The sequence below is a fragment of the Kribbella sancticallisti genome (genome assembly GCF_039530625.1).
GTDB classification, from domain to species: domain Bacteria; phylum Actinomycetota; class Actinomycetes; order Propionibacteriales; family Kribbellaceae; genus Kribbella; species Kribbella sancticallisti.
In genome coordinates this window covers 121,541-142,026 of the sequence record NZ_BAAAOS010000022.1, presented here as the reverse complement: position 1 = coordinate 142,026, position 20,486 = coordinate 121,541, and the positions used below count along the sequence as shown (strand labels likewise).

The 20,486-nt window shown below is 65.4% G+C and carries 16 protein-coding genes and 2 pseudogenes; 11 read left to right on the top strand and 7 right to left on the bottom strand.

Translation table 11 applies throughout. The features are described 5' to 3' along the window. Window positions 1-342 (top strand): hypothetical protein (locus ABD255_RS20075; RefSeq protein ID WP_344216103.1); only part of this gene is annotated, 342 nt, incomplete at its 5' end. Window positions 343-378: 36 nt separating this feature from the next. Next, window positions 379-978, top strand: a complete 600-nt coding sequence (locus tag ABD255_RS20070; protein ID WP_344216101.1) for a maleylpyruvate isomerase family mycothiol-dependent enzyme — start codon at window positions 379-381, stop codon at window positions 976-978. A 540-nt stretch (window positions 979-1,518) separates the two neighbouring features. Here the strand turns inward: ABD255_RS20070 and ABD255_RS20065 are convergent. Next, complete coding sequence (locus tag ABD255_RS20065; RefSeq protein ID WP_344216099.1) at window positions 1,519-4,959, bottom strand: S8 family peptidase; 3,441 nt, start codon at window positions 4,957-4,959, stop codon at window positions 1,519-1,521. A gap of 196 nt (window positions 4,960-5,155) precedes the next feature. Between ABD255_RS20065 and ABD255_RS20060 the strand changes: the two genes are divergently transcribed. Next, window positions 5,156-6,127, top strand: coding sequence for a winged helix-turn-helix transcriptional regulator (locus ABD255_RS20060; RefSeq protein ID WP_344216097.1), 972 nt, complete (start codon window positions 5,156-5,158; stop codon window positions 6,125-6,127). A 432-nt stretch (window positions 6,128-6,559) separates the two neighbouring features. Here the strand turns inward: ABD255_RS20060 and ABD255_RS20055 are convergent, their stop codons facing one another. The 5 genes from ABD255_RS20055 to ABD255_RS20035 form a co-directional block, all read right to left on the bottom strand. Then, complete coding sequence (locus tag ABD255_RS20055) at window positions 6,560-7,336, bottom strand: hypothetical protein (RefSeq protein WP_344216095.1); 777 nt, start codon at window positions 7,334-7,336, stop codon at window positions 6,560-6,562. 526 nt (window positions 7,337-7,862) lie between these two features. Continuing rightward, window positions 7,863-9,446 carry a hypothetical protein gene (locus tag ABD255_RS20050; protein WP_344216093.1) on the bottom strand — a complete coding sequence of 528 codons (1,584 nt, stop codon included), beginning with the start codon at window positions 9,444-9,446 and terminating at the stop codon, window positions 7,863-7,865. 681 nt (window positions 9,447-10,127) lie between these two features. Further along, window positions 10,128-10,337 carry a hypothetical protein gene (locus ABD255_RS20045; RefSeq protein WP_344216091.1) on the bottom strand — a complete coding sequence of 70 codons (210 nt, stop codon included), beginning with the start codon at window positions 10,335-10,337 and terminating at the stop codon, window positions 10,128-10,130. Window positions 10,338-11,138: 801 nt separating this feature from the next. Further along, window positions 11,139-11,405: a hypothetical protein gene (locus ABD255_RS20040; protein ID WP_344216089.1), complete on the bottom strand. Its 267-nt coding sequence runs from the start codon at window positions 11,403-11,405 to the stop codon at window positions 11,139-11,141. Between the two features lie 53 nt (window positions 11,406-11,458). After that, window positions 11,459-12,094: a LysE family translocator gene (locus ABD255_RS20035; protein ID WP_344216087.1), complete on the bottom strand. Its 636-nt coding sequence runs from the start codon at window positions 12,092-12,094 to the stop codon at window positions 11,459-11,461. 92 nt (window positions 12,095-12,186) lie between these two features. On the opposite strand from ABD255_RS20035, the pseudogene ABD255_RS43775 reads away from it, so the two are divergent. Next, window positions 12,187-12,818: pseudogene (locus ABD255_RS43775) on the top strand (hypothetical protein). 26 nt (window positions 12,819-12,844) lie between these two features. Here ABD255_RS43775 and ABD255_RS20030 read toward each other — a convergent pair. Next, window positions 12,845-13,429, bottom strand: coding sequence for a TetR/AcrR family transcriptional regulator (locus ABD255_RS20030; protein ID WP_344216085.1), 585 nt, complete (start codon window positions 13,427-13,429; stop codon window positions 12,845-12,847). Window positions 13,430-13,554: 125 nt separating this feature from the next. Between ABD255_RS20030 and ABD255_RS20025 the strand changes: the two genes are divergently transcribed. The 7 genes and pseudogenes from ABD255_RS20025 to ABD255_RS19995 all read left to right on the top strand — a co-directional run bounded on the left by ABD255_RS20025 (window position 13,555) and on the right by ABD255_RS19995 (window position 20,423). Beyond that, window positions 13,555-14,388 carry an alpha/beta fold hydrolase gene (locus tag ABD255_RS20025; RefSeq protein WP_344216083.1) on the top strand — a complete coding sequence of 278 codons (834 nt, stop codon included), beginning with the start codon at window positions 13,555-13,557 and terminating at the stop codon, window positions 14,386-14,388. Continuing rightward, complete coding sequence (locus ABD255_RS20020; RefSeq protein WP_344216081.1) at window positions 14,388-15,236, top strand: alpha/beta fold hydrolase; 849 nt, start codon at window positions 14,388-14,390, stop codon at window positions 15,234-15,236. The genes ABD255_RS20025 and ABD255_RS20020 overlap by 1 nt, the downstream gene beginning before the upstream one ends. A 616-nt stretch (window positions 15,237-15,852) precedes the next feature. Next, on the top strand, window positions 15,853-17,106 hold the full coding sequence (locus ABD255_RS20015) for an MFS transporter (RefSeq protein WP_344216079.1): 1,254 nt from the start codon (window positions 15,853-15,855) through the stop codon (window positions 17,104-17,106). Continuing rightward, the gene (locus tag ABD255_RS20010) at window positions 17,106-17,771 is read left to right on the top strand and encodes an NADPH-dependent F420 reductase (RefSeq protein WP_344216077.1); all 666 of its coding nucleotides are present in this window, start codon (window positions 17,106-17,108) and stop codon (window positions 17,769-17,771) included. Before ABD255_RS20015 ends, ABD255_RS20010 begins: the two co-directional genes overlap by 1 nt. Further along, on the top strand, window positions 17,768-18,370 hold the full coding sequence (locus tag ABD255_RS20005; RefSeq protein ID WP_344216075.1) for a TetR/AcrR family transcriptional regulator: 603 nt from the start codon (window positions 17,768-17,770) through the stop codon (window positions 18,368-18,370). Before ABD255_RS20010 ends, ABD255_RS20005 begins: the two co-directional genes overlap by 4 nt. 124 nt (window positions 18,371-18,494) lie before the next feature. After that, window positions 18,495-18,841 (top strand): annotated as a pseudogene (locus tag ABD255_RS20000) (IS1380 family transposase); the annotation flags it as partial. Window positions 18,842-19,376: 535 nt separating this feature from the next. Continuing rightward, window positions 19,377-20,423 carry an acyltransferase domain-containing protein gene (locus tag ABD255_RS19995; protein ID WP_344216073.1) on the top strand — a complete coding sequence of 349 codons (1,047 nt, stop codon included), beginning with the start codon at window positions 19,377-19,379 and terminating at the stop codon, window positions 20,421-20,423. Window positions 20,424-20,486 lie beyond the last annotated feature (63 nt).

The following is a 20,486-nucleotide window of genomic DNA, read 5'->3' as shown; positions in this document are numbered from 1 at the left end:
ACCACGATCAACGGCAACGCCAATGACGGCATCATCGGCAAGATCAATGACGGACAACACCCCTCGCCGGCCGTGCAAGAACTCTTGGAACCGACCGATCTCGCCAGGACGAGATCGCGCGGCGGAGCGGTCTGGAACGTACCACCGGCCGAACCTTTGCCCCATCTGTTCCGGTACCAGAGGGTCAGTCAGCCGGAACCGACACTGGACATCGCCGACTCGTTGCGCCGCGACTCAGTCCAGCGGTTCAGCCTGACGCGCACGGCCTACCTGGCTGCTTCAGCCACTCTTCTCCGAACAGCTCCCATCGTCGGTGTCCATCCGTGTCGATCTCATTCGTAGTACTCCTCGAAGGTCACCTCAACGGGAAGGAACCCCATGAGCACAGCGCGAAGGCGACAGATTCTCGCTTGGACGACGACAGAGCGACTCGGGCTCGCCGATCTCCTCGCCGAACTCAAGGACTACGAGTGGCGAACTGCGACGCTCTGCGATGGCTGGGACGTCCGTGACCTGGCTGCGCACCTCACCCTCTCGACCAGGCTTACTCTGCGGCTGGCACTGCCCGCAGCGATCCGCGCGCGCGGCAATTTCGACCGTATGAATGACGTCCTCAGCCGCGAGCGTGCAGCCCGCTATGCTCCGGCCGAGCTGGTCGCACAACTGAGGGAGACCGCCGCTTCGCCGCGGCGTGCGCCGGGTACCAGTGTGCTCGACCCCCTCGTAGACATGCTCGTGCACGGTCAGGACCTGGCGCGGCCGCTCGGCCGGGTTCGCGCCATGCCTATCGTCCCCGCGGTCGCAGCCCTGGAGTACGTTCTGGCTCACGGCGCTCACCGACAGGTGAAGGGACAGCGGCTGGTCGCCACCGATCTGGACTGGGCGGCTGGCGAGGGTCCCACCGTGACTCGCGCACCTCTGGCTGACCTGCTCCTCCTCGCTACGGGCCGTCCCGTCGACGTCGCGGATCAGCCGTAATCCGCGCCTCGGAATCGGTGCATCTGGGCGCAGGTAGGAATCTGATGGACGACCCTGCGACCGGGCCGAGTCCCGATCGTGATGTAGCGCCGTCGCGGAGATCCGTCGTGCACGAGGAAGCGGCCATCGCGTGAGCTGTGATTGTGTGTCGGCGGTTCCGGATGGACTGCTGTCAACATCGGCGTCGATGCTCGGGACTGACTCACGGCTGCCTGCTGCCGCAGGTTTCGCTGTATTCAAGGCCCGAGCCGGCCCCGTCGCCCATCTCCAGTACAAGTCTTGCGGCCGTCAGCGACTATTCCTGGCGCGATGTTGCCTCGATTCGTCAGGTACTGCTCACGCTTGATGCACCCCGCCAGCCGATCATTAGCAGGTCACTCGAAGGTGATCCGCTCCCGATGTAGTCAACGGGAGCGGATCAGCTCACGCAATCGGTCCGCGCGACCGCAGGGGCAGTGTCGTGTGGCTCAGCATCCGCATATGCACTCATCGGTCGCGACTCGGGAGTCGACTGAGCCATCTCTCGCGGCCGTCTGGGGCCTAGCCACGGCCGCGCACGGCGAACGCTCGGATGATCGTCTGCTCGACAGTGTTGCCAGCCGCGTCGGAAGCGCTGACTCGCACCGAGATCTTCGCGCCCCACGGCAGTGCACCCGGTGGAACGAGCGCGAGGAACCGCCCGTCGGCTTCGTGTGTGGGGATCGAGGTCCAGCTCGCGCCGTCGTCAGCGGATACCCATGCATTCACCGTTCCCACCGGGCTCGCGGCTGCGCCGACCGTCTGGCGAACGCGCAGGCCGATGGTAAGGGGTAGTCGGGCCGCTGCCCGGTTGCTGATGTCGAGTGGGATCGAGTACTCCACCTGCAGCAGTGGCAGGATGTCGACGGGTGCGCTGACCGGTGCGGACGAGGTGAGTTCCCACACTGTTCGGCTGCTGGCCGACAGCGGGAGTTGAGCAATTGGGCCGATCGTGCGTTCGATCCGGTACCGCGCTGGCGCCGGGTCGACCGGTACCAGGATGAGCGGCTGCGTCCCGTCGGGATCGTTCGCCAGGAGCTGTCCGTTCCGATACAGACGCAGGTCCTGCGCCGACGAGACGAGAGCTTGTCGTTGGTGTCGGTTCTCTGAGTCAATCAGGTCGCCGATCCGTTCGCTCGGTGGGTCGAGTTGCAGCCACGGGCCGCCGGCCTCAACCAGCATGAGGTCGGCGCTGCGCGCGGCGAGTCCCGCCGGGCGTAGCGGCGCACCGAACCAGGTTTCGGCGTGGTGCTCGTTGGGCCGATAGCTCACGACGGGCTCGGTGTACTCGACCTCGCTCGCGCCGGAGTACCGCGCCACGTACTGCTGCCAGTTGACCTCGGGATTGGGGTCGACGAAGTCCACCCGGCTTAACGGCACCTGTAGTTCGTCGGCGATCGAGACGCGTGCGAATCCTTCGGACGGGAGGGGCGCGCGGGCCTCGAAGTACCTGCCGGGATCGCCGTCGCCGAGGGCGCGGAACGACTCGCCGACGCGGGCGAATCGCGCGACTTCAGTCGATGACAAGCGATAGGTGGCGGGGTTCGGGAACCGTGGCGCCCGGAACACGGCATCGTAGGCGTACGGGCTGACCCCACCGTGGGCAGCATCGGCAGGGATCAATCGCATCTGGGTGTATGTGCTGGCCGTTCCGATGGTGGCGGTACCCACCTGCCCCACCCGCACCTGGCTCGGCTTGAGCAGGTTCGGGTTGTTGAGTCCCGCCAGCGGGAACGACTGCAGCCAGTTGCCCTTGGCATCCGTTCGTAGGTAGTTGGCAACCACATTGTCAATCTTGGTGACGCGTCCGGCGACCGCGGCCTGGATCGGGCTGGCCATTGTGGTGTCGACCGTGATCTCCGTGTCCTCGGTTACGTCGATCTGATCGTGGAACACTGAGAAGCTCGTATCGATGCTGCCGTCATCGTTGAACCGCATTATCTGGCTGGCAATTGCATAGTGGCCTGGTACGACCCGCATCGACACTTCTCCGCTCACTGGCGTGGAGGGCGGACCGGTCAGGCTGCTCGCGTCGTCGACATTGAAAAGATGTACGGACCCAGTCGCGGGCGCGCCTTGGTCGCGCATGTGGACTGTCAGCTGGACGTGCGGTGTGTCTCGGACCAAACCAATCGGCACATGCAGGGAGACGCCAGAAGCGTCTGGTGTAGCGGTGAGCATGCCACTGTATGCACCGACGGCCAGCCCTCTCGGGTCGGCAGTGACCGTAATACTGCCGGACTCACCAGCATCGAGGACGACCTGCGCAGGCGAGACCGTGACCGTACCGGCAGGTGCGGCTGCCCCGTCCGGCCCAACGACCGCGGCCGCCATGTTCAGCGTCGTCTTGGACGCTCCGGTGTTCGTCAGCGTCACGGTCTTGGACGACAGGCCGGACGTACCGGCCTCGGAGACGCCGAAGTCCAGGTTGTTGATGTCGGTGATGATCCGTGCAGAGATCGCGTTACCGATGTCGAGCCGACCTCCGCCTTGCTGGTAGACGTTCAGTCCGGGCAAAACGGTCGCGGTGACCTCGAGCATCGCTTTGATTCGCGCAGCACTCCAATCCGGATGCTGCTCGGCCAGGATCGCTGCGGCCCCGGAAACGTGCGGCGTGGCCATCGACGTCCCAGACGCCCTCGTGTAGAGGTCATTGAGCGGCTCACCAAGCGACGTTCCGGCAGCACGTGCCTGAATGATGCCCACGCCGGGGGCCGTAATGTCCGGCTTCATGGCGAGGTCGCCCGTTCGGGGTCCACGCCCGGAGAACGAGGCCAGCGCATCGTTTGCATCAACGGCACCGACCGTAAGGGCCGCGCTGGCCGCGCCCGGCGCCGTGACTGTGCTCTGCCCCGGACCGTCATTACCTGCGGCGATGACGAACAACGTGCCGCTGCTGGCCGTAAGCGCATCGACAGCCTGACTCAATACGTCCGAGCCATCGGTGAAACCACCACCGAGGCTCATGCTGGCGATGCGCGCGTCGCGCGCGGCCGCCCACTCCATGCCTGCGATGATCTGCGAGGCGAGGCCGACACCGTCGTCGTCGAGCACCTTGACGTTCAGCAGGTCCGCGCCGAACGCGACACCCTTGCGGCCTCCATCAGACGCGATCCCCGACCCCGCGACCGTCGCCGCTACGTGCGTTCCGTGCCCTACGCGATCACCGGCATCAGCCGAACCGGTGAAGTCGACCTCATCGACCACCTTCCCGGCAAGGTCCGGATGACTGGTATCTACGCCTGTGTCCAAGACCGCGACCGTGACGCCGTCGCCGTCGAAACCTGCGCTCCAGGCCTCCGGCGCGCTGATCTGGCTCAGGTTCGGATCGAGCGCAGTCGCGTGCACCTTGTGGTCGAGCCAGATGCGGGTAACGCCGGCCAACGGACCACGATCCGGATGGTCGAGTGCAGCGCCGAGCTCCTCGGCGCGGGCGCGTGGCGCGCGAACCGCCATCCCTTGCACGCTGGGCAGAGCACGAACATGCTGCAGTCCCACCGAGTCATACGACTGGCTTGTAGCCGTGCTCGTGTGTTGCACGATCAGCGGCAGGCTCGGGGCGTGCGCATCGTCGTAACCCTCTTCAACCAGGCGAGTGACGTTGAACAAGCCGCGATCCAGCATGTCTCCAATCAACGGTGCGACGTCGCTGGGTAGAACGAAGATGTCGCCCGCGACCTGCTCGATATGGAACGTGACAACATCTCGTCCCGGATCTCTGGCCGGAATCACGTTGATCTCCGGACGCTCTCCGCTGGCCGGGCCGACCAGCACCCGGTCGCCTGTCACCAACGTCAGCTCAGTCTGCTGTCCATTGACGCGCAGTGGCCCGAAGTTGGTCGTCTGACCTGGCGGCAACGGCGGCGGCACCGCCTGCCCAGTCAACGCGCCACAGAGCATCGTGACGCCTGCGATTGCCAAGCAGATGGCGAACCGGCGACGACGACGGTCTGGCACACGCATACTCATGCTCCTTGTGAAGTCATCGGGACACATTGCAGCCGCGCCTTGATACCGAATTCAGACGGGCCGACCCTTCGCGGATAAGCTTCTCTAGAAGAACCGACTGGTCATTGCTTGTCCATAGTCGAGGTGTCCACTTCGAGTCGATCGCCCTTTCCGGCCAGCTCGACCAGACGCATGACGGATTGGGGAGCCCGTGTTGGAAGCGCTCGGTGTCGATGGGATCAGCGAACGTGTCTACCGAGCCTTGCTGGCCCATCCCGGTTCGTCGATCTCCGCGCTAGCCACCGCAGCAGGCGTCTCGCCAGCTCGTGTCCGGGCCTCACTTGACCGGTTGCAGTCCGCGCGCCTGGTGCAACGGCTGCCCGACGGGTCCGCCGAGTTCACGGTCACCCCGCCAGACGTAGCCATCACTGCCTTGGTGAACGAGCGCCAGCACACGCTGGACAACGCCCGACTCGCCATCCCTCCGCTACTCATGGAATACCGCGCTGCCAGTGCTAGGGCCGATCCCAGCGCTCTGATCGAGGTGCAGTCCGGTCCGACGATCGCAGCTGAGCGGTTCCGCGAACTGCAGGCGACGGCGACACAAGAATTACTCGGCTTCGACCGTATGACAGCGCATGAGGAGAGCGGGAAGCCAGAGGTGGAAGCGGAGGCGCCGATGCTCGAACGCGGTGTCCGATGCCGCGCGATTTATGAAACAGCAGCGCTGACCTCGCCAAGCCGCCTCCCGTATATCCGGCAACTGGTCTCGCTGGGAGAGCAGGCGAAGGTGACTGACACACTGCCGTTCAAGATGATCATCGCCGACCGGAAAGTGGCGATGTTGCCGCTCGTCGCTGACGGGCCCCGTACCGACAGCCTGCTTATCGTCTACCCATCGACGCTGCTGGACGGCCTGATCGACCTCTTCGAGACGTACTGGCACAGAGGAGCACCAATCCGCGCATTGTTGGCGCAGGCATCGCCAGTAGAGGGCCTGTCGCAGGAGGAATTGGAGGTGCTCGAACTCCTCCACACAGGTCTCAAGGACGAGGCCATCGCCCGCCAACTCGGCGTCAGCATTCGAACCGCCCGTCGCCGAGTCACAAGTCTGCTCAATGCGCTTGGCGTCGGAACGCGGTTTCAAGCAGGTGCCGAAGCAACGCGCCGCGGGCTGATCTAGTTGCGTCCTACGGCGTGAAGCGGCTCCCTGCTCGAACTCGCACGTGCTGGTTTCTTCCTCCTTCCAACGGACACCCACACACGCAGGTACGAGGGCCTAACAGCCTGCTTCGGCAACGTCAAGATGACCGCATAGGATCCCACCAAGTCATTCCCGAACACACCGATGCCGCCGCCAGCGATCAGCTGACGACGGCATGGTCGGTGCTTGACTCCTAGAGTGCCAGCATCCAGTCGATTTCGCCGAGCCGACCCAGTGCCTCGAGGGTCTCAGCACAGTGCGGCAGGCTGCGGCATCGCCAGATCGTTGTCGCTAGCAATCACTTGGAGGACGACCGGAGAGCGACAGTAGCGATCATACTGCGCGACGACCTCGTCCGGACGTTCGCAGAGACCAGCACCCGATACGCCGAAATGCGACTGGGTCGTGGGATCACTCCCCCGCCATGTTCGGATCCGTCAAGTTGGTCCGCCGGAAGTAGACCGGATCGGTGAAGGACCCTGGCACCTTTCCGAGCCCTCTGATTGCTGTGGCCGTTCCATTGGCGTGCCCAACCGAGTACAGGTAGCCGGAGCCGGTGTCCTTGTCGATGCCGAGCAGCAGCGTACCGGTGCCGCAGGGCGCGGCCACCAAAGACTCGAACCCCTGCCAGGTCGAGCTGCGAACCTGCTTCACGACGCCCGGGATGATGTGGCCACCAGCCAGCGGCAGCCGTGCGGTGTAGAGCTTCCCGCTGGTCAGTGTCATCAGGAACGTGTCGTACGTCGAGGTTTGGCTGATCAGCGTCATCGCCTTCACACCCTTGTAGCCTGACTGCCACCCAGTGATCCGCCGGGACGGCTTGCCGTCGATGTACGTGACGCTGCGGCGGTAGATCGTCCCGTCCAAGTGCAGCGCGTACTCGGTGTCGCGCTGACTCCCGGCGGTGACGAATGTGGACCGGTCGAGTGTCCGGTAGACGTCCCAGCCGGCCCCGACCCGGACGACCTGCTTCTGCGACACCGCCCCACCGCCAGCCGGCGTCAGGTAACTGGTGTCGTACATCGTCGACCCCATAATGACCGGGCCCTCGTGCGCGTCGCCGCCGACCTCTGCCGCCCCGTAGCGGATCCTCGCGCTGAGCCGGACCTGCCCGTCAGGATAGATATCCCTCCCGACGATCTTATCGGTGGTTCTGGTGACCGGGGACGTCGCCGCGAAGGTTTGCATCCGATGATCCCCGCCAGCCGTCACCGAACCGACCGAGACCGCACAAGCCGCCGACGCTTCGTGTTGCACCGCAGAGGCGGGCAGTGGCGACAGCATCCCTGCCGTAACTACTCCAACGGCCAAGAATCCGCCGTACCTGGTTGCCTTCTTCAAGGTTTGCCACCTCTCCAAGTTGATGTAGACGGTGGTTGGACACCAACATGAACCGCGGAGTTCGCCATCGCTGATCCTTTCGAACCAGGTCGAAACGAGATATATCCTTCACCTGCGCCGTGTCTCGATTTGTGCGGGCACCGAGGCATCCCTCCGCTACGCCCGGCCAGAGCACCGGGTGGCAGGGCTTCACCTTCGCCCGCATCGACGGACAGGAGGGCGTTGATGATCGACTGCGAGAGGACCGCCGAGATCCGCCCCTCACTGCAGGCGCTAGCCGGCGAGCCAGAGCACTGCCGCAGCCCAGGCGCCAATGCCGATCTCCACGCCGGGCCGACAGAGGTGCTGGTTCAGCCGTGCCAGTCAGCTGGTGTCAGCGATCGCCGGCCACGAGGATGCGGGCAGCGAGTCGTTCATGCACATCGAGTGTGAGAGGCAGGCTGGAGGCCGGTGTCGCCTCCACCCAAAGCCCGAATCCCATGAGCCCGATCACCCGCGGATGGTGCGCAGCCATGTCCGCATACTGACGTTGCAGCACGGTCAACTCGGCGTCGGTCTGGTAGCCGGGCCTGGTGCCGCACGCCTTGAGCGGCGACGTCTGCGGGAGCAGGAACAGGCGCTGAGTCTCGGTAGTTCGCGATTCCAGCGTGCGCAGCGTCCGCTCGATCCGGTCGATCGGCTCGCAGTACCAGTCGAAGCCGACCCAGTCCACCTCGGCCGGCACGACCATCGTGTCGGTGACCTTCGGTCCGGCTTCGACCATCATCACCGGTTTGTTGGGGTACGTCTCCTTGATCGTGCGCGCCGAGATCGCCACCTCCTCGGGTGATGCGCCACGGTGGTACGGCTCATCCTTGAGGTAGAACCCGGCAATTTTGCTGAGGTAGGGCTCGACCACCTTGGCCAGCCTTAGCCAGCGGTCCCGGTAATTCGGATACAGATCACAGTTCGGGCTGTTGGCCTGGTCGCAGCCGGTGAAGAACTCGTGGCCGGTGTAGACAATGCAGGAGCTCGGGGCGCACTGCTCGAGCACCTCAGGGGCGTACCTCGAGAAGTCGCTGATGTTGACCCAGTTGAGATTCGTCCGACCCTTGATCTCAGGCAGATGGTTGCCTCCGGCCTCTGTGATCCGGGCGGCGAAGTAGCCGAAGTACCGCAGTTGCGTCGCCGCGATGGCGTCGACCGGAACACCCACGGCAGAGGCGGCCAGGTCGTCGAAGGTGCTGACCATCTTGTCGTTCGCCAGGTACGCACCCAGATGAAGCCACGTCGAGCTGGGCATCGCCTCCCCTAACTGGATCTCGGCCAGCACCGCGCCGACCTGGACCGTCGCGCTCGGCCTACCCGGAGCCGCGGCTACACGGATCCGGAACGAGCCATTGTTGTCCGGCGTCGCCCGTTCTGCCGGCTCCGCGACCAGCCTGCCACGATGGAAGACCTGAATGCCGCCACTGGAGCGGACCAAGACGGCCAAGACTGCGGACTTGTCGGTCACGTAGCCGCTGCCGCTTCTGTCGGCGGACAGCACGAGCGACGTCCAGCTGCCGGCAGTTGTGTCGCCAACGACTGGATCCGCGCTGACGGCCGCCGTCAGCAGGCCGTCCGCCGCCGTGACTGGCGCCTCGAGCCGCACCGCTGACGTGCCGAGCCAGAACGACAACCGGCCGCCGTGAGCGGCGTGGTTAACCTGCGAGTGCCACGGCCGCGGCGCGGGAGCCGCGTACCACATGCCCGGTACACGGGTGTAGGTGATACCGCGATGGGGGCCCGCCTGCCGGGTCACCAAGCCATCGTTCAGCCCGTAGGTGGGATCGCGGTCGACGGCCCCGTCGAAGGAATCGGTGAACCCCGGTTCGGTAGCCGCCGCCTGTTGTTCGGCAGTCGCGTCACGGAGCGGCCCTGCCAACGCGGCTACGACCAACCCCACGGCCAGCAGAATCACTCCCCAGATGCGCATGGGACTGGAACGTAGCACCGCCCAAGCGCGCTGGCCGCACCATTCGATCCAGATCATAATCTCGCATCGGCCTCATGACTCTCACCTGCGGCGCGCGTGACTTCAGCTCGACTCGACGATTGTGCTGCGCGATGCGCATCCGCAGCCTTCCAGTGTCACCGATCCGGCATCTGCGATCACAACCTTGGCTCGGACACCAGGTTCTTGCCGTGTCCCGTTCCAGCGTCGCGGCGGTTGGCCGGGTGCGGAGTTTGGCCTGGGTTGCCGCCGCCGCGACGCCACGCAAGGGGATCCGCCGGCGGCCTTGCCCACACCTGTGCCCCTTCGATGCTTAGTCTTGACCGAAGCGTTGTGGAGGGCGGGAAGCGTCGAGGAGCCATACATGTCCGCAATCGTGGGTCCGCTGTGCTTGTTGGGACTGGCCGTCATCGCTGCTTCGTCAGTCGGTCGCTGCTTCGTCCCCGGAATCGGAACCAGGAGTTCTTTCGGTTAGCGCAGCGGCTCGGTCGTCGTACTCGGTCCGGGATCAGGCGATCGCTGTGATGGTGGCCTGGGAGCATCCCACCTGCAAGTTCCGGCGAGCGAACGATGTCGTCCAGGGCAACTTCTTCGGGTTTCCTGTAACGGCCTTCAACTACTCCGGATATGGCGAGTCCTCCGGCGGCGGAAATGATAGCGACGTCAGTCATTACGACGGGTACCGGTACGGCTACGTGTTGGATCACGCTTCCGGCTCGGTTGCCACGCCTCGATGTCACCCGGGCCGATGCACTGATCAACAACTGGGATCGGATCCTCGGCTGGCAACCGGTGCGCACCGAAAGCGCCGCATTCGACCGGTTCTTCAACGCCAAGACCGTCGACGACCGGTTCGGACACGCCGTCCTTCATCCCCGGATGATGGAGTTTCTGCTCGTCCGGACCGCGCCGGCGATCCGTATCGACCGATCGGGTGATCCTGCGCCGGAGTGGCTGGTTCTCACCGAGAGAGGTCTGGTGGGGTATCCATTTCTTGCGGGAGTTTGCTCAACTAATTCCTCCGTTCGTCCTGCGCGACTACGCTCTCAAGTGAGAGCGCGGCCCGGGCTCGCACGAATGCGGGATGACCAAGGGCGCTATCCGGCCGACGTACACAGTGTCATGATCTCTGCCCTGTTCTGCGAGCTTGCATGGACTCGATGCACAGACGGGGCGTTCAGAAACGTCGGGGCTAATGGCGCGTCATACACCTCAGATGCACAGCTTCTCAGGTAGTCGCGCTTCGTGCCTGCCGCAACATCCAGCGGCGGCGTATACCTGACGCTCCTACGCCCGCTCGGTGGCCTTCCTGGTCCCTGCACCCTCTGCGCTGCGCTCTGTGAGAGAAGGTGCCCAGTGGCTGTGGCCGCGCCGATTCCCATGGGTCGGCCGATTCCAGGGGCGGGGAGTCATCGGGCTGCGCCATCGCTCACGGAGCCGCCGTGCGGGCCCTCCGGGCGCCCCGAGAATCCCGAGCAGGAGGATCAGCGGGCGATAGACCACATGCGGCGGACTATCGCCCTGGAGGGTCCGACCACGGTCGCGGCGGGGATTCTCGAGATTGTTCCGGGCGCAGCCGGTGTCCTGGACACCACCGCAAACGAGAACCGCCACCTGTTCACCTGACTCCCCCCGACGGCGCCAGGCGCGACTTTTACGCACCTGCTGCACTGATCACGCTGACCACGCCGCCGCCACTATCGCCTTCACGTCGCGGCCTGGGTCATCGACCCGCCCGCTGGTCAGCAAGGGCCCCACGGCACCAAGCTGGAGGCCGTCGCCCTGACCGTACGCGTCCTCGGGTTCGACGTACTGGAGATCGTGCTGCTGGCCGGTACGGCGGTCGCGGTCGGCGCACGTCGCCAGACCCGTGAGCTCGACCTCATTCTGGCCGCTGGCGGGAACCCGCGAGACGTCCGCCGGTCGCGGTCCATCGCCCACGACTGGCTTTCGACCGCCGCGACACCCCTGGCCAGGCCCGCGAGACAGCCCCATCAGCCCGCCGAGCGACTGCTTGCCATCTTGACGGCGAACGCGCCGAGCAGAGTTCCGGTGACCCACCGTTGGACGTGCATCCATCTCGGACGGGCGCGCAGGAAGCCCGCCAGGGCGGCAGATCCCACCACGATGAGAAGGTTCACGCTGAGGGCGACAGCGATCTGAACCCCGCCGAGGATAAGCGCCTGGACCCATACAGCGCCGCGGTCAGGATCGACGAACTGCGGGATCAGCGCCATGTACATCAACGCGATCTTCGGATTGAGAAGGTTCGTGACCAGACCCATCAAGAACAGGCGCCGGGCCGCGTCACGAGGCAGTTGACGGGTCTCGAAGGTCGCCATCTTGCCACTGAAGACCTGCCAAGCCAGATAGGCAAGGTACGCGGCACCTAGGAGTTTGATCACCGTGAACGCCACCGGTACGGCAACGAGGATGGCCGTGAGGCCAGCGGCGGCGGCCACCAGGTAGCAACCGAATCCGACAGCGACACCTGCGAGTGAGACCAGCCCAGCGCGCCGACCTTGGCTGATCGATCGGGAACTCAGGTACATCATGTTCGGCCCGGGAGTCAGGACCATGCCGAGCGCCACCAGGGACACTCCGACGACCGAGGCCGCGGTGACGATCATCAAGTCACTCCTGTGCTGTGTCGACTGTCTGACGGTGTTCGCCACAGCCATTAGCGCCACTGACCCGCACATTATTCCGGCCGGCCTGGCCGATGAGCGGCATGCCCTGGTCAGCGTGCGGCTCCAGTGGAGCGCCTGCGAGCAGCTCGCCGAACCGCACGGCGTCCACCCGGTCGGGATGGACGACCTGGCGATACCCGCCCCAGTCAGTGCGGATGCGACAGCAGCGCGACCGCGTTTGGCTGTGGCGGCGTTGGCCCGAGGTAATGGGCCTGGGCCCGATCCCTACGACGGTGCTGGCGGTCGACGAGGCGGGTCTGTCGCTCGATGAGATGGAGCTGAACGAGGCGTTCGGGGCGCAGGTGATCGCCTGTCTGCCGGAGTGGAGGCTCACGCAAGACGACATCAACGAACAGCTGAGCGTCAACGGGGCTGCATCTTCCTCGGTCACCCGCTGGGCGCCACCGGCGCCCGCATACTCGCCACGCACGCGCATGAGCTGCGCCACCGTGACGCCCGCTATGGACTCGACACCATGCGCATCTTCACGGCCGGACGATGGGGCTGGAGGAGTCGATCGTCACCGATTTCGCGCTCGTCCGCGCAGCCGTCGCCGACCGCGGGCAACGCCGTGTTCCATGCCCGCAACTTCGCCTCGGCTTCCGCCACGGCAGGCCGTGCACCATCCTCGAAGCCGGATCTCCGCTCGAGGTGGTCGTTATGACGTGTACATGCCGACTCAGGAGGTGCCTACGAATCACCACCGAACGCAGTAAGGAGTCCCGCGATGGCGGGATTCGGAACGGCATCGGGGTCAGCGAGTTGCTCGAGAGCGAGGCCTCGCCCGACCGCCAGGCCGAGGAGGGCGATGAGGTCGGCTGGAAGAGGCAGGGCAGAGGCACGGGCCTCGGCTCGGTGCTCCAGCGCGGCAGCGACGTGCGAGCGCATCTGTTCCATACGCTTCGCGAACTGCAGGCGGACATTCGGCTTGCGCACGGCATAGGCCCAGAACTCGATGAACACCAGGAACTGGTTGGCACTCTCCTCGGTGAGCGTCAGCCAGCGCATTACCGTGTCACCAAGATCCGGCTCGTCGAGACGGGCGGTGACTTGCTTCTCGAACCAGTGGACATGGTTGTCGAAGACCGCAAGCAACAGATCGTCCTTGCCCGCGAAGTTCGAGTACAGCGCTCCAATGGACAACCCAGCACGCTCGGCAATCTGGTCGACCGATGCTGCATGGAATCCGCGTTCAGCCACGACCTCGGCGGCAGCCTTGACAAGGCGCTCCCGGGTGCGCAGGCGCCGCTCGCTGGTGGGCTGTTTGGAGACCATCTTGTAGACCATATCTCTGGGTACGGCGCCGCGTCGGCAGAACCATCATTGCCTTCATAGTGAGCGCTCGCTATGCTCCATAGGTGCTCAGATCTTCGACCGTGGCCACCCCGCAGGAGCTGCCCATGGTCGCCGACCTCGAACACCATGTCGTCGACATTGACGGGCTGCAGATCCACTACGCCGCAGCCGGCGAAGGCGAACCATTGATCCTGCTGCACGGTTGGCCGCAGCACTGGTGGTCATGGCGCCACGTGATCGGCCCGCTCTCCGAGCACTACCGCGTTATCTGCCCCGACCTGCGCGGCATGGGCTGGTCCGACGGGTCGCCACGCGACTACAGCCTGGAGCGCATGGCTCGCGACGTCATCGACCTGATGGACGAACTCGGACTCGAACGGGCGCGGCTGATCGGGCACGATTGGGGTCTGGCGATCGGATACCGGGCCTGCCTCAACTGGCCTGACCGCTTTCGGCAGTTCGTGGCACTCGCTGGGGTCCATCCGTGGACACTCGACGGGGCCCCGTTTCGGCTTTGGCGCGCCCCGTGGCACATCTACGTCATCTCCCTGCTGGGACACACTGCGACGACGCGCCTCGGGATCACCGAGCGCTGCCTTCGAGCTTGGCGTCACGCCGGGGAGTTCACGCCGGAAGAGTCCGAGACCTTCATGCGGCAAATGCGCCGGCCGGTTGCCGATGACGCCACGATCCGGTACGACCGCAACCTCTTGCGGCGTGAGTTGCCCTTCTTCGCCAACCACTACCGAGTCCTACGCCAACGAGTGCAGACATTGCATCTCAATGGCGAGTACGACCCGCTCACGATCGGCGTCCCGGACAGCTACCGCGACTACGCCGACGACATGCGCCTCGAACTGGTACCCGATTGCGGGCACTTCATCGCCGAAGAACGGCCGGAATGGCTGGTCGACCGGCTGAAAAGATTCCTCGACTAATGCCCGAAATCACTCTCTCCACCGGTCGCATCCGCTACCGGGATCGCGGCAGCGGTTCCCCCATCGTTTTCGTCCATGGTCTGTTCGCCAACGGGTCGCTGTGGTACACAGTCAGCGATTCCCTTGAGGCGAACTTCCGCTGCATTAGCCCGGATTGGCCGATGGGTGCACACACCCTCCCGATGACCACCGAAGCCGACGTGAGCCCGCGCGGCGTGGCCCGGATGATTGGCGAGTTCCTCGAAGCCCTCGATCTGCGTGACGTGACCCTGGTCGCCAACGACACCGGCGGTGCCGTCACGCAGCTCCTCCTCGCCGAGGGATGTGATCGCGCAGGCCGCCTGGTCATGACGCCGAGCGACTCGTTCGAGAACTTTCCACCCCGCCTCTTCCGTCCGCTGCAATACATCGCGCGCGTGCCCGGCGGCCTGACAGCTGGGCTTCAGGCACTGCGCGCGCGGCCGCTTCGACGGCTACCGATGGCGTTTGGCTGGCTCGCCAAGGGTTCGCTACCAGCGGAAATGACCGACGCCTGGCTGAGGCCGTTCTTCACCCAGCGCGGAATCCGTCGCGACGCGAGTCGGTTCCTACGTGCTTTCGACAACGCCGACACGCTGGCTGCAGCCGATCGACTGGTCGCCTTCGACAAACCCGTGCTGCTCCTCTGGGCTCCGGAGGACCGATTCTTTCCGCTCAGCCATGCCCACCGGTGGGCCGAAATCTTCCCGGACGCGCGGCTCGTCGAGGTGCCCGACAGTTACACATTCGTCGCGCTCGACCAGCCCGAACTGGTCGCAGACGAGATCGCGCAATTCCTCGGTTCGTCGATCAACGAGAAGACGGCGTAACACTGCTGGCCAGCCTCGCCCCGGGTGCCATTCACAGCCCGGCAGACAGCAGACTGAGTCATGCCGATTCCGTGAGACGGCGACTAATGCTAGCGACACAGGGAGGCATGACGGCACTCCTCGCGATGACTGACCTTGAAACGGTCTTCTGGGCACGAACACCTGCTGTCCTTCGGCGAGCAGACGTCGACGCCAGGTTCCCCGGGCTGCTCTGTGCTGTGCTCGGCGACGACTGACCACAGCAGGCGCTGCGTCCGTGCCGGAACCAGTGTCGAGTCAGGGAGATGCCCGATCAGCTGCCGCCTCTGGCTGCGGCCTGCGACACGCGTGGGCGTCGGGATCTTAGTAGCCCTCTGAAGCTTTGGCTTCCCACTGGTCCAGGCGCCTGGACCGTTGGGCATCGTTTGGGATCCCCAACTGCTTTCCGTCGATCTCCGAGCCTCCGGTCTTTTGATGTACGACGTCGCCACGGGTCTGCTGAAGTTCGCCGCCGCGGCCCGTTCTTCTCGTGCTCGGCTGTCGCAGCGGTCACGCTCATGCCTCCCGCGAGCAACGTTGGTCGGGTCGATCAGCACGCATGCTTGCCATGTTAGGGATCGTTCCCTAACATCATGGAATGACCTCTCCAACGACTGCTCCTGACTCGTCGCTCGCAGGCACCAGGGAGCGACTGATCATCCTCGCTCTGTTCCTGGGTGCCTTCATCATGGGTTCGGCCGAGCTCCTGGTCGTCGGCGTTCTCGACCTCGTCGTCGAGGATCTCGGCACCTCCATTCAGACCGCCGGCTGGCTGGTGACGACTTATGCCCTCGGAATTTCCGTCGGCGGACCTGCTCTTACCGCGCTCACCATGCGGCTAGGACGGCGCGCCGTTCTGGTCGGCGCTCTCGCCGCCTACGTCGCCGGGAGCGTCTGGGCGGCTCTCTCTCCGGACATGAGCTCCTTGCTGGCCTCCCGACTCGTGACCGGCGCCCTACACGGCCTCTTCATCGGCGTGGCGTTCAGCGTGGTGGGGGCGCTGGTCCCGCCGGAGCGGATGGGCCGGGCGATCGCCGCGGTCTTCGGCGGAATCGCGGTCGCCACAGCGCTCGGTGTTCCAGCGGGTACGGCGATCGGGCATGCCCTGGGTTGGCGGGCGGGCTTCCTCGCCATCGTCGTCACCGGTGCTCTGGCGCTGCTCATCTCCTTGGTCGTGATCCCGTCCGTGCCGCACTCGGGGACCGGCGGGCTACGTGCGCAGGCCCGCTACGCGTTCGCTCCCCGCGTCCTGGCCGTGCTCGGGGTCGGTCTCCTCGTGATGGGCGGACAATTCGCCGCGCTCACGTACCTGGCGGTCTACCTCTCCGACATCACGCGCGTCTCCGGCGCTGCCGTGAGCTGGTTCCTCCTTGCGTATGGCGCCGCCAACGCAGTCGGCACCTTCGCCGGCGGATGGGCCGCGGATCGTGCTCCCGCACGCACCATCGTGATTGCGAGCGCGGTCCTGGTCGCGGCGCTGGCAACGCTCTACTCCGCGGGGGCCAACCCCGCAGTGGTGCTCGTTGTGCTCCTCGTATGGGGCCTGGTCGGGTTCGGGCTGGTCCCCTCACTTCAGTACCGCGTCACCATGTTGGCGGGCCCGGGGGCCGACCTTGCCGGCGTACTCCCGGCGTCCGCCGTGACTGCGGGGATCGCGGTCGGCGCGGTGATCGGCGGACGTGCCGTCGCCTCCGCGGGCGTAGACGCAGCAGTCCTGGTCAGCGCCATCATCTGCGGGTTGGGCGTGCTTGCCGCCGCCGCGACCTCTTTGCTACGCCCGGTCGAAGCTTCGAGGCCTGTCGCCAGCCGCGGCCTCGACGCGGAGCCCGTCGCGACTGAGGGAGGCGCGTGATGGAGGTCGGAATCGTCGGCGCCGGCGACATGGGGCACGCCCTGGCGGTCCGCCTCATTGCGCTCGGACATTCTGTGAGGATGGCCACCTCCCACGGCGGACCTCGCCTCGACGCCGTGGTCTCGGCGCTGGGTCCCGCTGCGAGCTCCGGCACGGTGGAGGAGGTAGCCGCCGGGGACGGCAGCACCGGCCGCCTCGTGATCCTAGCCATCCCCTACGGGCACTACGCAACGCTCGATCCCACGCCGTTCGCCGGGGCCACAGTCGTCGACGTCGGGAACTACGATATCGGCCGGGACGGCCATGACCCCCGGCTCGACTCGGGCGGCTTGACCAGCGGTCAGGTGCTGGCCGCCCACCTCGGTCGAGCAGCAGTCGTGAAGGCCTTCAATACGGTCTGGTACCGCCGAATCCTCGACGAGAGCAGGCCACACGTCGCCCACGGCGACCGGCTCGCCGTCCCGGTCGCAGCCGACGACCCAGCAGCACGGGCACGCATCTCGGGGATCGTCGATCAGATGGGCTTCGCTCCGGTCGATGGCGGAACCCTCGCGCAGAGCGCACGCCAGGAATACGGAACCCCGGTGTTCAACCAACCCGTCGGACCAGCTCGCGCGACAGAACTTCTGCAGGCACACGAGCTGGACACCCAAGGAGGACGATGAACGCGCACACCAGCGGCACCCGGACCCGCAGACCAGCGCACGAAACCCGCCAACACGTCCTCGAGGTCACCGACAGTCTCTTCCACACCCAGGGCATCCACGCCACCGGCGTCGACCAGGTGGCGAGAGCCGCCGGAGTCGCACCAACCGCCCTCTACCGTCTCTTCGGTTCGAAGGACGGACTCGTGGCCGCGTATGTCGACCACGCCGACCAGCGGAATCGCTCATGGTTCGAAGGGGCGGTCGCCAGCGTTGATCAAGGCGGTCCAGTCGCGGTCCGCGCGGTTTTCGACGCCTTGGCGGAAACCACGGGCGCGGATGACTTCCGCGGCTGCGCCTGCCAACTGGCCTTCGCCGAGTACCCTGACCCGCGGTCCGACGCGCACAGGCTCTCCGCGTCTGCAAAGCGATGGGTCGTGAATCGGTTCCGCGAACTGCTCGCCGACATCGACACCCCTGACACCCGGAAGCAGCAAGCCGCGGAGAGGCTCGCACTGCTGGTCGAGGGCGCACTCGCCAGCGCCGGCACCCTCGGCCCTGATGGCCCGGCAAGCCAAGCGCGAGCGCTTGCCGAACTCGTACTCATGGACCTCACTTGAGCCTTGATTCACCCGATGAGCTTTGCCGGATGAGCGCGCCGAAGTCGATGCAAAGTGCCCTGGCGTGGCGGGAGAAATGACTTCTTCACCGCTCGATTCGGCCAAGAGCGAGGGACATCTCTGCGTGAAACTCCGACACACGCGTGTGGCGACCGCCGGCGGTCTTCGACATCCGAATCTGATGTCGTCGGCGGGGCTGGTCCCGGTTCTTGCGCTGGCCGATCAGACAGGCCTGCACGAGCTCACTCAGATGCACTTGACAGTGCCGTCCGACAAGGGGGCGAACACGGAGTGAAGGTCGCCTCGCTGGTTGCGGGCATGGTCGCTGGGGCCGATTCGATCAATGACATGGCGCTATTGCGTCACGGCGGGATGGGACGGATCTTCACCCGAGCCTACGCCCCGTCGATGTTGGGCCCATTCCTGGGATCGTTCGCTTTCGGTCACGTCCGCCAGCTCGACGCAATCGCCTGAGGGTGCCTGATCGCACTGGCCGGGCTGACCCGGCTGCTTCGAGCGCCCCACACTGCGGCTGTACGGCCTGGCCGTGCAAGTGATGCGCAAGGTGGACCTCTCCTCCGTGGCGCAGGAGGAGCAGGCGGGGCCGCGTGCATCGCAGTCCCGCTATTCGCCGCTTCCGGTCACGTCCCTGGCGCGGTTGGAGTCACCGGAGTCGCCAAGGACCTGCGGGGACAGACTCGCGCGGCCGCTCAGAAGCCTCTGATCCAACTCGGTCACACCATCTCCGGGAGACGCGGCGCTCCGAAACTCGACTGAGCCGACAGTGCGAACTGAGCACCGCCCCTTCGGTCGACGTGCCGGCTCGTCGTTGGAGTAGCTCCGGACCCAACACCCGACGGCGCGGACATTGAACAGAAGTCTTTTCTGCATCGCTTGACAGAAGGTTGCCGCCCGCGCATATTCAACACTACAGTTGCAAGATACAAGATTTAGTTTCGATATTTCGAATCATGAAGAGGCCGTCGGCGATGATCAAGGTCGCGGAGTGGGTACCGTGTTCCAGCTGAACGATGACCACGCAGCGGCGCCGGGCGACGAGGTCAGACGCGTACGTCGAGCCCTCGGCCTGACAGACGCCGATCTGGATGACCTGGCCCGCCTGGCGGCGTTCGGCTCCACTCCAGAGAGGTTCCGCCTACCAGACGGGCCGGTGGCAGACCAGTATCTGCGAGACCTGGGCGTCTGCGATCTCGACCGAACCGAGACTCTTGGTGCCCGCCCGGACCCGCGGGATCACCCCGAGCTCTGGTGGCTGCTCGAGAGGTGCTACCACCACCTCATCAGCAACGTCGGCCGGCCGGGAAGGCTCTCACCACCGTGGCCCACCCTGTCAAGCTTGGGTGCCGTCGGCCGGTTCGCATACGTCTGGGTGTTCCTGGCCGTCGTTCCGCACGCACGGCGCTACCACGCTCTGCACCATGTCCCGGACGAAGTGTCGTGGGACAGCCTGGGAGTCATCGCTGCGCAGATGGTCAACCACCGCGCCATCTATGGCAGGGGCGGCCTGCACACCCAGGACTGGATCACCCATCACTTCCGTGGTGCGATCTACCCGCTGGGGCGGCTGCACTACGAACGGCTGATCGTGCCGCCAGGGCCCAGTCTTGATGACGGTGGACCGGAACCTGGCGACCACGTCCTAGGCCTGCACATCCCCGAAGGCAGACTGACTCCCTCATCTGTCGACGAGTCGCTGGGTCTGGCCGGCAGGTTCTTCGCGCGGCACTTCCCGGACGAGACCTACCGGTACACCGTCTGTACCTCGTGGGTTCTTGACCCGCAGTTGCTGGAGTACCTACCCGCGGACTCCAACATCATCCGTTTCCAGCAGCGGTTCACCCTTCGCCCGGTCGACCCTACCGGGGACGATTCCGCCACTGTGGTCGAGTTCCTCTTCAAGAGACGCTTGGCGGAGCTCGAGTTGTTGCCTCGGGCAACCACTCTGCAACGAGCTGTCATCGATCAGATCAGATGCAATCGACCGTGGCACTTCCGCGACGGCTGGTTCCCACTCGGATCCGACCCAACCTGACCGAGCGGCCGTCCCTTCTGATCCAGCTGTAGTCAAGTCACCGGGTCCCAACAAGCACAGCAC

Excerpts from the sequence above, each read along its gene's own strand:
- ABD255_RS20070 (WP_344216101.1), top strand. The coding sequence starts at position 379 with ATGAGCACAGCGCGAAGGCGACAGATTCTCGCTTGGACGACGACAGAG.
- ABD255_RS20065 (WP_344216099.1), bottom strand. The coding sequence starts at position 4,959 with ATGCGTGTGCCAGACCGTCGTCGTCGCCGGTTCGCCATCTGCTTGGCA.
- ABD255_RS20055 (WP_344216095.1), bottom strand. The coding sequence starts at position 7,336 with ATGCAAACCTTCGCGGCGACGTCCCCGGTCACCAGAACCACCGATAAG.
- ABD255_RS20050 (WP_344216093.1), bottom strand. The coding sequence starts at position 9,446 with ATGCGCATCTGGGGAGTGATTCTGCTGGCCGTGGGGTTGGTCGTAGCC.
- ABD255_RS20045 (WP_344216091.1), bottom strand. The coding sequence starts at position 10,337 with ATGAAGGACGGCGTGTCCGAACCGGTCGTCGACGGTCTTGGCGTTGAA.
- ABD255_RS20035 (WP_344216087.1), bottom strand. The coding sequence starts at position 12,094 with ATGATCGTCACCGCGGCCTCGGTCGTCGGAGTGTCCCTGGTGGCGCTC.
- ABD255_RS20030 (WP_344216085.1), bottom strand. The coding sequence starts at position 13,429 with ATGGTCTCCAAACAGCCCACCAGCGAGCGGCGCCTGCGCACCCGGGAG.
- ABD255_RS20025 (WP_344216083.1), top strand. The coding sequence starts at position 13,555 with ATGGTCGCCGACCTCGAACACCATGTCGTCGACATTGACGGGCTGCAG.
- ABD255_RS20020 (WP_344216081.1), top strand. The coding sequence starts at position 14,388 with ATGCCCGAAATCACTCTCTCCACCGGTCGCATCCGCTACCGGGATCGC.
- ABD255_RS20015 (WP_344216079.1), top strand. The coding sequence starts at position 15,853 with ATGACCTCTCCAACGACTGCTCCTGACTCGTCGCTCGCAGGCACCAGG.
- ABD255_RS20010 (WP_344216077.1), top strand. The coding sequence starts at position 17,106 with ATGGAGGTCGGAATCGTCGGCGCCGGCGACATGGGGCACGCCCTGGCG.
- ABD255_RS20005 (WP_344216075.1), top strand. The coding sequence starts at position 17,768 with ATGAACGCGCACACCAGCGGCACCCGGACCCGCAGACCAGCGCACGAA.